General features: G+C 53.7%; 13 protein-coding genes and 1 riboswitch. Of the genes, 11 read left to right on the top strand and 2 right to left on the bottom strand.

Annotated elements, in window-relative coordinates:
• The first annotated feature begins 89 nt into the window (after nucleotides 1-89).
• Nucleotides 90-437 (top strand): tetraheme c-type cytochrome CctA, encoded by a 348-nt coding sequence (cctA, locus tag E1N14_RS13735; RefSeq protein ID WP_025011002.1) that lies wholly within the window; start codon nucleotides 90-92, stop codon nucleotides 435-437.
• Between the two features lie 100 nt (nucleotides 438-537).
• Here cctA and E1N14_RS13730 read toward each other — a convergent pair whose 3' ends face one another.
• Nucleotides 538-1,278 carry a cytochrome b/b6 domain-containing protein gene (locus E1N14_RS13730; RefSeq protein WP_025011001.1) on the bottom strand — a complete coding sequence of 247 codons (741 nt, stop codon included), beginning with the start codon at nucleotides 1,276-1,278 and terminating at the stop codon, nucleotides 538-540.
• 182 nt (nucleotides 1,279-1,460) lie between these two features.
• On the opposite strand from E1N14_RS13730, the gene E1N14_RS13725 reads away from it, so the two are divergent.
• Nucleotides 1,461-2,105, top strand: coding sequence for a helix-turn-helix transcriptional regulator (locus E1N14_RS13725; RefSeq protein ID WP_025011000.1), 645 nt, complete (start codon nucleotides 1,461-1,463; stop codon nucleotides 2,103-2,105).
• On the opposite strand, the gene E1N14_RS13720 is transcribed toward E1N14_RS13725, so the two are convergent.
• Nucleotides 2,102-3,856, bottom strand: a complete 1,755-nt coding sequence (locus tag E1N14_RS13720; protein ID WP_025010999.1) for a M61 family metallopeptidase — start codon at nucleotides 3,854-3,856, stop codon at nucleotides 2,102-2,104. The two genes, E1N14_RS13725 and E1N14_RS13720, sit on opposite strands and share 4 nt — an antisense overlap.
• 240 nt (nucleotides 3,857-4,096) lie before the next feature.
• Here E1N14_RS13720 and hinT point away from each other — a divergent pair, with 240 nt between their 5' ends.
• The 9 genes from hinT (at nucleotide 4,097) to E1N14_RS13675 (ending at nucleotide 11,635) form a co-directional block, all read left to right on the top strand.
• The gene (gene hinT / locus E1N14_RS13715; RefSeq protein ID WP_025010998.1) at nucleotides 4,097-4,453 is read left to right on the top strand and encodes a purine nucleoside phosphoramidase; all 357 of its coding nucleotides are present in this window, start codon (nucleotides 4,097-4,099) and stop codon (nucleotides 4,451-4,453) included.
• Complete coding sequence (locus E1N14_RS13710) at nucleotides 4,450-4,950, top strand: PaaI family thioesterase (protein WP_028780462.1); 501 nt, start codon at nucleotides 4,450-4,452, stop codon at nucleotides 4,948-4,950. The genes hinT and E1N14_RS13710 overlap by 4 nt, the downstream gene beginning before the upstream one ends.
• Nucleotides 4,947-5,399: a PaaI family thioesterase gene (locus E1N14_RS13705; RefSeq protein ID WP_025010997.1), complete on the top strand. Its 453-nt coding sequence runs from the start codon at nucleotides 4,947-4,949 to the stop codon at nucleotides 5,397-5,399. Before E1N14_RS13710 ends, E1N14_RS13705 begins: the two co-directional genes overlap by 4 nt.
• 17 nt (nucleotides 5,400-5,416) lie before the next feature.
• On the top strand, nucleotides 5,417-5,806 hold the full coding sequence (locus tag E1N14_RS13700) for a YcfL family putative periplasmic lipoprotein (protein WP_062793618.1): 390 nt from the start codon (nucleotides 5,417-5,419) through the stop codon (nucleotides 5,804-5,806).
• Between the two features lie 185 nt (nucleotides 5,807-5,991).
• A complete protein-coding gene (locus E1N14_RS13695) occupies nucleotides 5,992-7,185 on the top strand; it encodes an ISL3 family transposase (RefSeq protein ID WP_208155339.1) in 1,194 nt (397 codons plus the stop codon).
• Nucleotides 7,186-7,256: 71 nt separating this feature from the next.
• A riboswitch (TPP riboswitch) is annotated at nucleotides 7,257-7,366 on the top strand.
• A gap of 55 nt (nucleotides 7,367-7,421) precedes the next feature.
• A complete protein-coding gene (locus E1N14_RS13690; protein ID WP_025011198.1) occupies nucleotides 7,422-9,578 on the top strand; it encodes a TonB-dependent receptor in 2,157 nt (718 codons plus the stop codon).
• Nucleotides 9,579-9,641: 63 nt separating this feature from the next.
• Nucleotides 9,642-9,902 (top strand): hypothetical protein, encoded by a 261-nt coding sequence (locus E1N14_RS13685; RefSeq protein WP_025011199.1) that lies wholly within the window; start codon nucleotides 9,642-9,644, stop codon nucleotides 9,900-9,902.
• 3 nt (nucleotides 9,903-9,905) lie between these two features.
• Nucleotides 9,906-10,556: a nicotinamide riboside transporter PnuC gene (gene pnuC / locus E1N14_RS13680; RefSeq protein ID WP_025011200.1), complete on the top strand. Its 651-nt coding sequence runs from the start codon at nucleotides 9,906-9,908 to the stop codon at nucleotides 10,554-10,556.
• On the top strand, nucleotides 10,553-11,635 hold the full coding sequence (locus tag E1N14_RS13675) for a phosphotransferase (RefSeq protein WP_062793371.1): 1,083 nt from the start codon (nucleotides 10,553-10,555) through the stop codon (nucleotides 11,633-11,635). Before pnuC ends, E1N14_RS13675 begins: the two co-directional genes overlap by 4 nt.
• Nucleotides 11,636-11,647 lie beyond the last annotated feature (12 nt).

The raw sequence follows: 11,647 nt of genomic DNA, 5'->3' as shown, positions 1-11,647 counted from the left end.
TCCAAGTCGTGCTATTTACTGATAGTGAGACAAAGGTCATACCTGACATAAGAACCTTTGCTCGACTGTCATCATCGGAGGATATTATTGTGAGCAAGAAACTCTTGAGTGTGTTGTTCGGTGCCGGTTTGGCCGCACTGGCCATGTCACCATCTGCTTTTGCAGAAGATCAGAAGCTGTCAGATTTCCACGCGGATATGGGTGGCTGTGAAAGCTGTCATGCCGATGGTTCACCTTCAGCTGACGGCGCCTATGAATTTGAACAGTGTCAGAGCTGTCACGGTTCGCTGGCAGAAATGGATGCGGTACACAAGCCACACGATGGTGCCTTGATGTGTGCTGATTGCCATGCTCCCCACGACATGAACGTAGGTCAAAAGCCTACCTGCGATAGCTGTCACGATGATGGCCGTACTTCAGATAGCGTACTGAAGTAAGAAGCGCATATCGCACGAATGACAACGCCGGCTTGATGCCGGCGTTATTGTTTCTGGCTGGTGCCTATCTCTGGCTCTGTGTGGTGAGCCAATATCTCAATCAGTCTTTATCCACCGGCGTTGTTGGCAGATATTTATTGCCGGAAAACATAGCAGAAATAATACCGGGCTGACGCTTACGCTCGGCGTGGATCACCGCGGCTATGTGCAGCAATACCAAGAGAAGCAACAGATATACGCTGTAGACATGTACTTTCCCCGCCAAGCCCTTGGCGCCCTTAATCGCTGCAGCCTTGTCTGGATTAACGCCTGTGTCATCATAGGGTTTGAGGCTGGCAGGCTCAACACCATCGGCGGCGATATATTCCTGAACCATGCCGCCCAGCGGTGGATAGAAGATGTCAGTACCGGCTCGCACCAAACCTGTCACCATGATCAGCGTCAGCAAACCCAATAAGGCGATGACCGCCAGTTTGCCCGCCGGATTATGGCCGAGATATTGTGGGTTTTCGCCTTTCTTGAGTGCTGCACGATAGCCTGCCAATTCCCCTTTTTTGGGGAGTAGTTTACCAAGACGCGCCTTGATAGGGCCGAATAATCCCCACAGTAATCTGAATGCCAGGTTGATGGCAAAGGCATAACCTATCCATACGTGCAGTGTCTTCAGGCCGATTTTGGCGTCGAGACCACTGATCCCGAAGTCAGATTTGAACATCATTACCCCGCCGATGATCACCAGCAGCAGCACCAAAAGCAGGTTTATCCAATGAAAAAGGCGAGTGGGAAGATCCCATGCCTTATAGCGAGACAGGCGCACTTCGCCCGCAGTATTTGTTTCCATGTTTGATCCCCCAGATCTGTTTTACCCCTTTATGTTAACGCCTGTAGCGGCGCTTGTTCAGTTAACTCTTATTCATTTTGAGTTTTTGGTAAGGAATCTGTACTTCCATTTCAAGCAGTTGTCTGCTTTGATACTCATGTTGCAGCAATGTAAATTTTTTATTTTTTAGCTGAGGGCAGCCTATGTTCAATGTGATGCACTGGCTGGTGGTTTCCAGATCCGCGCTGTTGACCGAGCTGATGGATAGCCGTTGGCCGCAGGAGTTTCTGGTACGCTTGTCCTGCTTATCTCCCGATAGATGGCACACAGATGCCTTGGGAACTGATGTCGACATGTTGTTGCTGGATTTGGCCACTGTGGAACCGGCCTTGGGCTATAAGATTCTTAAACAGGCCACCAGGAATCGCGGTTGCAAAGTGGTGTTACTGCATTATCCCAGAAGGGTGGAGTATGAATGCCTGTTGTTGCCGTCTGTGGTCAAGGCGGTTTTCTATCCCGAGGCGACCTTGGCACAGTTGGGCCGTGGCCTGGATATTGTGCAGAAGGGTGGCTGCGACATTCCTTTTGAGTTGCAATCTCGGCTGGCCAAGGGAGAGCTTAGTGGCGATGTACTGACTTTCAGGGAGCGGGAGGTGCTGCAGGCGCTACTGGCCGGGCTCAGTAATCAACAGATTGCCACTTCCCTTTATGTCAGTGAAAGTACGGTCAAGACCCATCTCTATCGGGTGTTTCGCAAACTGAATTTAAGCAACCGAGCCCAGGTGATGGCCTGGGCCCAGCGTCACTTGATGGCCGATGTGGCCGAGAGTCAAGGCTCAGGTAGTTAACCCAGCCAGGCCTTGGCTTTGGCTGGATCGGTGAGCTTGAGTGACACAGTATCTATTGCCGCCGGGTTGATAGGCAGTTGGCCTGTCATCAGTTCATCACGGCGGAAGAAGTGCAGCTCCAGACTATCGCCGGGCTCATATTGTTGCAGTTCATTTTCAAATTGAGCGCCGACCTGCAGACCATTGGCGGCAATCAGCAGATCCTGAGCCGCGAGCCCGGCGCTGTGAGCCGCGCTGCCATTGGTCACACTCACAATCCTTAACCCCAGGACTTCAGCCTTGTAGCGGGCTCCGAAGCCGATTTTTTGCCCCTCAACATCCCCGCCGCCCTGATCCTGAGCGCCTTGGGCACTGCGAAGTTGCATCTCGATTCCGAATTGCGCCAGCAGGGGCGCCAGTGGCAACTCTTGGGTATTATCCAGAAAGGCAAATTCTGCGCTGGCATCCCGGCCAAGCAGCTCCTCGTAGAGGCGGCGATGGGAGTCATCTTCAGTGCCTATACCCTGACTGCCAAAGGCCTGCCACAGCTTCTGCATCAGGTTATCCAGTGTGTATTCTCCCTGGGTTTCCAGTCTCAGAGTCAAGTCCAGATACAGGGCAAACAAAGCTCCCTTGGTGTAATAGCTGACGATGGCGTTGGCGGCGTTTTCATCCTGTTTGTAGAACTTGGTCCAGGCATTGAAGCTCGAATCTGTCAGGCTCTGCAACTGCCTGCCCGGCATGCGATACACCCGGGTCATGGTCTGGGATAGCATCTCCAGATATTGCTCATTGGAAACCCTGTTGGCTCTGAGTGTCATCAGGTCATCATAGTAGGAAGTGATACCTTCATAAGCCCACAGTTGACGGGTGTAGCTCTCGGCCTCCAGCGCATAGGGAATAAAGCTGGCAGGCTTAATGCGTTTGACGTTCCAGCTGTGGAAGTATTCGTGACTGCAGAGCGACAGATAAGTGCGGTAATCCTTGTTGACCGGCATCTCCATACTCAGCGGCAGATCCTTACGGGAGCAGTGCAGGGCGGTGGAGGCTCTGTGTTCCAGTCCTCCAAAGCCATTGCCCAATACCTGGGTCATAAACAGATAGCGCTCAAACGGCGCTTCACCGAAGAGGCGGATCTGGCTCTCGCAAATAGCCTTGAGATCGTCAAGCAGTCTGGGCATGTGGCAGCGGTGACGCCCGGTCAGTATCACATCATGGCGCACGCCACAGGCCTCAAAGCTGCCGTGGGTAAAGGTGCCCATCTCCACCGGATGGTCGATAAGCTCATCATAGTTGGCGGCGCTGAAACGGCCGAACTGCCACTCTTCACCCTCGATTCGACTCAGGGTTGTTGCCAGCTGCCAGTTGGCCTCCTCCTCCGGAGGCAGAATTTCCAGCTCCAGCGGCTCAAGCTCTTTGCCGGCCACCGCCAAAAAGACGCTGCTGCCGTTGAAAAAGCCGTGGGTCTGATCCAGGTGGGCGCTGCGCACCGACATATCCCAGGCATAAACCGAGTAGCGCAGTTGCAGCGATTCGGCATTGGAATCTATCAGCCAGCGCTGCTTGTCAAGCTGAGTAATGCTGAGCGGACGCTCCAGCTCATCAAAGGCTTTAATATCTATGATATTGCGACAAAAATCGCGAACCATGTAGCTGCCCGGGATCCAGGATGGCAACCAAAGTTCCTGTTTCGGAGCCGGTGCCTGAATGGTGATTTTGACCTCGAACAGGTGAGCGTGGGGATCTATGGGGCAAATCTGATAACTGATCATCTGATATCCGTATGAATCGTTGGCGAGTGCCGGGAGCCAAATTGAGTGCTATCCGGCTGAGCATGGCGACAATGCTGCCAAAAAAGCCAGGCTGCGGCAATTGCTGCCGAGTTTTAAATGGCTTGAGGTTCAAATCGCCGTGGCCAATTACATCTCCGGGCCGAATGGTATTATACTGCCAAGAACACAGAGGTTTGGCCCTTGGGCCGAGCCTGAACCGACACACCGGAGAGTGGCAAAATGGCCGAAGAAACCATATTCAGCAAAATTATCCGCCGTGAAATTCCCACGGACATTCTGTATCAGGACGAACTGGTAACCGCCTTTCGGGATATCAATCCCAAGGCGCCCACCCATGTACTGATAGTGCCCAATCATCTGATCCCCACAGTCAATGACGCCAAGGCTTCGGATGAGCAGGCCATAGGCCGTATGGTGACTGTGGCTGCCAAGCTGGCCGCCGAGGCCGGGATCGCCGAGGACGGTTATCGTTTAATCATTAACTGTAATGAACATGGCGGCCAGGAAGTGTTCCATATCCACATGCATCTGCTTGGCGGTAAAGCCTTGGGGCCTATGGTGAGTTCAGCGTCATGAAAGTGAATCCGGAGTTTTTCCCGCTGACGACTCTGGCTACCCGTTTCGTCAACCAGTTGGCCCAGTGCCGCCGTCTCGGGCTCAAGGTGCATGAGGCCAGTGAACACCATGTACTGATAGAATTGCCTTACAGCACCGAGCTGGTGGGTTACCCTGAAACCGGGGTTATTCATGGTGGGGTTATCACCACATTGATGGATACTGCCAGTGGTTGCGCCGTGGTTTGTGCCATCAAGGACAAATATGGTTCGCTGGAGATCTCGCCAACTCTGGATCTGCGGGTCGACTATATGAAGCCTGCCGAGCCCCACAAGCCGGTGTATGGTTTTGCCGAGTGTTATAAGTTGTCATCCAGCGTCGCGTTCACCCGGGCCATCGCCTATCAGGACAGCATAGACGACCCCATCGCCCATGCGGTTGGCTCCTTTATGCGGATAAGCCCTGAAATGATAGGGGATACTTTCCGCAAGGCACTGATGGGTGAGGAGACGAAATGACAGATCCCAAGGCATCCATGGATGTAAAAAGCATAGTTGCTAAAGTGACAGAAACCAATGATTTCAGTCACTTGCTTGAGCATGTTCCCTATGCTCGCTTTATCGGCATGCAGGTGGACAGGTTTGGCGATGAACTGGTGTTTCGTCTGCCGGCCAAAGATGACAACATAGGTAACCCGGTACTGCCGGCCATTCACGGTGGCGTGATAGCCGGGTTTATGGAGATGTCGGCCATCATCCAGCTTATGGTGTTTATGCAAACCAGTAAGGTGCCCAAGGTGGTTGATTTTTCCATCGACTACTTACGCGCCGGTTATCATAAGGACAGCTTCGCCGAGTGCCGAATAACCCGTCAGGGGCGGCGAGTGGCCAATGTCAATATCGACTGCTGGCAAACCAACCGCAAACAGTTGATTGCAACGGCCAGGGCGCACTTTTTGATTGATTGAGAATAAGGGATTGGCAGATGAAAAAAGTCTTGGTAATAGCAGCAACCGTGCTGGCTCTGGCAGGCTGCGCCAACCATACGGCCGGGGTGTATGCCAGCTCGACCGGTGAAAGCCGCGCAGACAACAGCAGCTTTGCCCGCTCTGTGAGTGTGGGTGATCTTATGGCCAGAGGCGAGGGCGGCTTGCTCAGAGGCACAGCCACCATCAGCAGCAAGGTCGCTACCGATATGCGCATTCAGTACAAGTTCACCTGGTATGATGCCAGCGGCTATACCCTGGATGATGAAGGTGTGTCCTGGAAGTCGGTCAAGCTGCATGGTAAACAGCAGTTGCAGGTGAGCGCCGTGGCGCCGAATCCGACCGCCAGCCGTTTTGAGATCTATGTGCGCGAGGCCTTTTCAAACTAAAAGTTGAAACCTCGGCACCACTGCCGCCCGAGCCATTATTCCCGTTGAATGCTCAACACTCGGGAGTATTGGAGTGGGCTTTTTTTTTGGTTCATCGCAGATTAGCGTGGACTGGAAATGAAAACGGTTGGAGAGTTATTGTTTAGTCGCCAAACAAAAACAATGACCAACCCCAACCGTTCTCAATGTCGAATATTACCTTCCCCATTGCGCTCTGGGAAGGCTTTGAAGCCGTCCATACCGAGCAAAATCAACAAACCCTCATCATCCACCTAAAGCCGATTGATAACGGCCACTGTGCTTGCGGCAAACCAGCTAAGGCTGTTCACGACGCTTCACTTCGCAGCGTATCGGAACGAACCATACTGGCGTTTCAGGTTCAGTTACGGCTACCCGTCCGCCGTATTCTTTGCCCTGATTGCGGTATCGTTCGGGAGCATATCAGCTGGTTAAAGCCCTATGCTCGCCAGACCACACTGCTCATTGAGCATGTCGAGGCGCTACTCAAGCTCTTGCCGATTAAACATATCTCGCAACTCCTTGGCCTGCACTGGCATACCATCAAGACTATCGACAAACGTCGGCTGGCAAGGGAGGTCACAGAGCCTGATTGGAGTCGTGTCAAACGCCTGGTCATGGACGAGTTTGCCCTGTTCAAAGGCCATCGTTACGCCACCGTGGTGGCCGATGCGGATACTCATCAAGTCCTTTGGATAGGTGAAGGCCGCAGTAGAGAAGCTATCCGGCCGTTTTTCGTTAAGTTGGGGCAGTACTGCCAACAGATTGAAGCCGTTGCTATGGATATGAATACTGCCTTTGACCTGGAGGTACAGAAGCACTGTCCCCAAGCCAAAGTGGTCTACGACTTGTTTCATGTTGTTGCCAAGTATGGCCGTGAAGTCATCGACCGAGTCAGGGTTGACCAGGCTAATCAACTCAAGCATGACAAACCGGCCCGCAAACGGGTAAAACGGGGGCGCTGGGTCTTACTCAAAAACAGAGATAATTTGACAGACAAACAGGCGGGGTATCTCAACGAGCTGTTGGAGTCGAACAAAAGCTTAATGACGGTTTACCTGCTCAGGGAGCAACTCAAGGAGATGTGGTACTGCACAGATGAAGCCGAAGCCACGGCTCAATGGAACCTCTGGTTGCAACAAGTCAGAGAGAGCGGTATCAGGCCACTACTCCAATTTGGCCAGCGTCTTAAAAACTATCTTCATGGCATAGTTGCTTCAGCGGTTCATCCGTTGCACACCTGCCGACTAGAGGGGATGAACAACAAAATCAAACTGCTGAAGCGAATGGGCTATGGCTACCGGGATACCGAATACTTCTTTCTGAAAGTCAGAGAGGCGTTCCCCGGAGATCCGCGATGAACCCTTTTTTTTATGCCCTCAGGTACAATTTGGCAACCTGGCTCACTTTTGTTGGTAACTCGTGTATACTGGCCCGCGCCAAGGGGTGTTTACCGCATTGCGGTTGACTGAGATGTCGTATGACGAACCCTTAGAACCTGATCCGGCTAGTACCGGCGTAGGAATGGGCCACAATTCGTGCACTTTCAACTCGCTTTCTTATTGCCGGATCTCAAACTGTGAATATTTGAGGTCCTATGTCCAAGTTTACCGTACCTACTCTGCTTGCCAGTACCATTCAGATGCTGCTGTGGGCACCCGTTCATGCCGCCGATAATCCCGGCGTTGAAAATCAAGATGAACAGCAAGCCATGGAAGTAATAGTCGTCAGCGGCGACTTTCGTGGCCTGACGCTGGAGAAGATGCCTTCCAGCGTGACTGTTATCGATGAGCAGCGCATTGAAGATCAAGGCGCCGAGCATTTCGAAGACATGCTGGGTAATGTGGCCAATTTCAACTGGTCAGGTGCCAGCTCCCGGCCAAGATACTTCCAGATCCGCGGTGTAGGTGAGCAGGAGCAATACCAGGGAGCGCCCAACTCCTCTGTGGGCTTTATTATCGACGATATCGATCTCTCCGGGCTGGGCAGCGTTTCCAGCCTGTACGACCTGCAGCAGTTTGAAGTGCTGCGCGGCCCCCAGGGCACCCGCTATGGCGCCAATGCTCTGGCCGGTCTTATCTATCTCAAGAGCAATGATCCTACAGATGTGTTCGAGCACGGCGCCGAAGTCTCGCTCGGTAATGATAATCTGCAAACCTTCAGCGGCTTCAGCTCCGGCCCAGTGACAGATTCCGGCAAGTTGCTCTATCGTGTGGCGCTGCAGCAACACAAGCAGAACGGTTATCGCGACAACCTGTATCTGGGCCGTGACGATACCAATGAGCGTGATGAATTCAGCGGCCGTATCAAGCTGCGCTGGTACGCCACCGACAAGTTGCAGGCGGACTTCACTCTACTGCACGCCGATTTTGACAATGGTTATGATGCCTGGACCCTGGACAATAACGGCTTCGATACCATTACCGATGCGCCGGGCGTCGACAAGCAGCGCACCACGGGCTCCAATCTCAAGCTGAGCTATACCGGCTTTGAGGCTTTTGAGCTGGTGTCCCTGTCAAGCTCTGCCGCAACAGATCATCACCACGGTTACGACGGTGACTGGGCCAACCCGGATTACTGGGCCGGGAAAGAGTGCGGCGGCGCACCCTGTGAGTACGATTACACCTGGGATAAACGCGGCGAGCGGCGCACTCTGTCACAGGAGTTCAGATTCAGCTCCAACGAGGCCGGGCGGATTTTCGGCGGCAGCACAGACTGGCTGGCCGGGTTCTATTTTATGGATCTCGATGAGGACAATGATCTCTACTCTGAATACAACAGCTGGCCGGATGAAGTGCTGACTTCCCGCTACAGCGCCAGTAACTATGCAGTGTTTGCCCAGTTGGACTCAGATCTGGGGGCGGGCTACAGCCTGTCTATCGGTGCTCGTATCGAGCGACGTGAGAGTGACTACAGCGACAGCAATGGTGATGCCTTTAGCCCATCGGAAAACATGTGGGGCGGCCATATCGCCCTGTCCAAGGCACTGGCTGAACATCATGAAGCCTATGTTCGGATAGCCAGGGGCTACAAGGCCGGTGGTTTCAATATGACGCTGCCCCAGGAGCTGGCCGACAAGAAAGAGTTCGATACCGAAATCCTCTATAACTATGAACTGGGGCTGAAATCCAGCTGGGCCGATGGCTTGTTGGATACTCGTCTGGCACTGTTCTTTATGGACAGGGAAGATCAGCAGGTAGCGGCCTCGCTGCAGGATCCTGTCGATCCCCAGCGCTTTATTCTGTTCACCGAAAACGCCGGCAGCTCCAATAACTATGGCGCCGAGCTGGAAGCCAACTGGTATCCCACAGATTCACTGCAGTTCTACACCAGCCTTGGATATCTGCAGACAGAATACGGTGATTACCTGTATCAGGATAAATATGGCAACCCTGTGGATCTCAGCGGCCGGGAACTGGCCCACTCGCCGAGATGGACCTATAGTCTCGGCATGACCTGGCGCAATGACATGGGCTGGTTTGCCAACCTCAACAGCAGTGGCAAGAGTGCGTTCTACTACTCAGACAGCAATGACTCCCGATCTGAAGACTATCAAGTGGTCAACGCCAAGCTGGGCTATGAGGCCGACAAGTGGTCGATTTACCTCTGGGGCCGCAACCTGTTCGATGAAAAATACGGCGTGCGCGGTTTCTACTTCGGCAATGAGCCGGATCAGGACTGGGCCGAGAAACAATATATCCGCTACGGAGACCCACGCCAGGTTGGTGTGACCTTCAAGGTCAAATTTATCTGATGGCATAAGCCGTTGTCGGCCGGGGCGTGTTGCAGCGCCCCGGTTCATTACAGGAGATGTAAAATGAAGTTAACTGCCGAAATCAGCATGTATCCGCTCCACGATGAGTATCTGGAGCCTATTCAATGGTTTATCAAGCGCCTGGACAGTTATGCCAACATAGAGAGAACCACCAATGCCATGGCGACTCAGGTGTGCGGTGATTATGCCGAGGTGATGGCCATGCTGGCCACCGAGATGCAGGCAGCGCACGAGAAATTTGGCAAGGCGGTGTTTGTCTGTAAATTTATCGGCGGTGAGCTGAACTTGGGCCACAGGGAATAACCCATGAGTGAATTCTGGCACTGGCTCGCCGAGGCCGGCTCTCAGGCCCAGGGTATGGGCGCCTGGGAAGCGGTAGCTGTGGTATTGGCCTTGGCCTATCTGCTGCTGGCCATGAAAGCCAATATCTGGTGTTGGGCGGCAGCCTTTGCCAGCACCGCCATCTACACTGTGCTGTTCTGGAAAGTCGCGCTGCTGATGGAGTCAGTGCTCAACGTCTATTACATGGCGATGGCGCTGTACGGATACTGGCTCTGGCGCCGGGGTGGGGAAAACCATCAAGGAGTGGCCGTGACCTCCTGGCCCTGGCAGCGGCACCTGGTACTGATTTTGTTGACTGGGTTGGTGTCTCTGTTTGTCGGTCATATGATGGCGACTTTCACTCAGGCAGCCTTTCCCTACCTGGATGCAGCAACCAGCTGTTTTGCTGTGATGACGACTTTTCTGGTGGCGCGCAAGGTGCTGGAAAACTGGCTCTATTGGGTGGTTATTGATCTGGTGTCCATCTATCTCTATTTAAGCAAGGGCTTGATGTTGACCTCACTCTTGTTTGTGCTCTACGTGGGGATGGCGGTAGCCGGATACTTTATCTGGCGCGCCAGAGCCCAGGAGTCCCGCGGTCGCGACTCCTCACAGCTTGAAAGCGGTGCGGCATGAAAGGCAAACCGCTGACAGCACTTGAAACCAGTCTGGGTGAAGGTTTGAGCTGCGAGCTCAACGCCGCCCTCAAGCGGCTACAGTTGTGGCCGCTTGAGGGGGCCAAGCCGCTCACCCTTGGGCTAAGCAACCAAAACTGGTTCTTGCAGGCCGGTAGCGAGTCATTGGTGCTGAGAGTCAATTCCCCGGGCTCAGACCGTATCTGCGACAGAAACAACGAACTGGCATGTTGGCGGGTTGCCGAGAAGGCGAACCTGGCACCAGGGCTGATTTGGGTCAGCGCTGACAAGGGGTTATATCTGAGCCGCTTTATCGAACAAGCGCCGCAAGCCAACTGGCAGCAGTTACTCGCATCCAAAGGCGCGACCGAGATCGCACGCGCGGCTCAGAAAGCCTATGCAAACTCAAAGAGCCTCTCTAGCCTGCCTGAGCGTAAACATGATTCTAAACATGAGCCTAAACATGAATTGGGCTCAGGCGCTGTATTGGGAGCCAAGCAAGGCAAATCCCCTCAGGCCTTACTGCTGGAGTTGCTGCTGGGGCTGAGAGCATTGCCGGCTCCCAAGCTCGAAATCAGTGTTGCCGAGCAGTGGCGCATCTATCTGGAGCGGCTCGATGATATGGCACTGAGCCGGGGGCAGCCTTCAAGCTGGCAACAGCGGCTTATGCAACTTCACTCGGCCCAAGGGTTATTCGAGCAGTGCAACGCTCGGCTGGAAGCCTGTCTGCTGAGGCCTCAGTATTGTCACAGGGATCTCAATCCTCATAATCTGCTGCTGGCCGAGGATGGACTCAAGTGCGTCGATTTTGAATATGCCTGCGCTTCCCATCCGCTGTTTGAGTTGGCCGGGGTGCTGTCATCCCATCTGCTGAGCGCCGAGGGGCAGCAGTGGCTCATCTATCACTATCTTGAGCAGCATCCGCATTTAACCGGCGATGCCCACCTGGCCGTGGCTGCCGCCGTCGATGTCTACTGGCTGTTTGCCTGCTGCTGGGCCTTGCAGATGGCCTGGGACAATCAGCAGCAGTCTTATCTCGACTGGTTTGATGACTTCTGGCATCTTGTAAAGCATCAATGAGTCAGGCAGGGA

The sequence above is a fragment of the Shewanella algae genome (assembly GCF_009183365.2).
GTDB lineage: Bacteria > Pseudomonadota > Gammaproteobacteria > Enterobacterales > Shewanellaceae > Shewanella > Shewanella algae.
Note: the sequence above shows the minus strand (reverse complement) of the source record. Positions and strands in the feature narration are given on the sequence as shown.

Coding starts and splice junctions, on each gene's coding strand:
- E1N14_RS13730 (WP_025011001.1), bottom strand. CDS start 1,278: ATGGAAACAAATACTGCGGGCGAAGTGCGCCTGTCTCGCTATAAGGCA.
- E1N14_RS13725 (WP_025011000.1), top strand. CDS start 1,461: ATGTTCAATGTGATGCACTGGCTGGTGGTTTCCAGATCCGCGCTGTTG.
- E1N14_RS13720 (WP_025010999.1), bottom strand. CDS start 3,856: ATGATCAGTTATCAGATTTGCCCCATAGATCCCCACGCTCACCTGTTC.
- hinT (WP_025010998.1), top strand. CDS start 4,097: ATGGCCGAAGAAACCATATTCAGCAAAATTATCCGCCGTGAAATTCCC.
- E1N14_RS13710 (WP_028780462.1), top strand. CDS start 4,450: ATGAAAGTGAATCCGGAGTTTTTCCCGCTGACGACTCTGGCTACCCGT.
- E1N14_RS13705 (WP_025010997.1), top strand. CDS start 4,947: ATGACAGATCCCAAGGCATCCATGGATGTAAAAAGCATAGTTGCTAAA.
- E1N14_RS13700 (WP_062793618.1), top strand. CDS start 5,417: ATGAAAAAAGTCTTGGTAATAGCAGCAACCGTGCTGGCTCTGGCAGGC.
- E1N14_RS13695 (WP_208155339.1), top strand. CDS start 5,992: ATGTCGAATATTACCTTCCCCATTGCGCTCTGGGAAGGCTTTGAAGCC.
- E1N14_RS13690 (WP_025011198.1), top strand. CDS start 7,422: ATGTCCAAGTTTACCGTACCTACTCTGCTTGCCAGTACCATTCAGATG.
- E1N14_RS13685 (WP_025011199.1), top strand. CDS start 9,642: ATGAAGTTAACTGCCGAAATCAGCATGTATCCGCTCCACGATGAGTAT.
- pnuC (WP_025011200.1), top strand. CDS start 9,906: ATGAGTGAATTCTGGCACTGGCTCGCCGAGGCCGGCTCTCAGGCCCAG.
- E1N14_RS13675 (WP_062793371.1), top strand. CDS start 10,553: ATGAAAGGCAAACCGCTGACAGCACTTGAAACCAGTCTGGGTGAAGGT.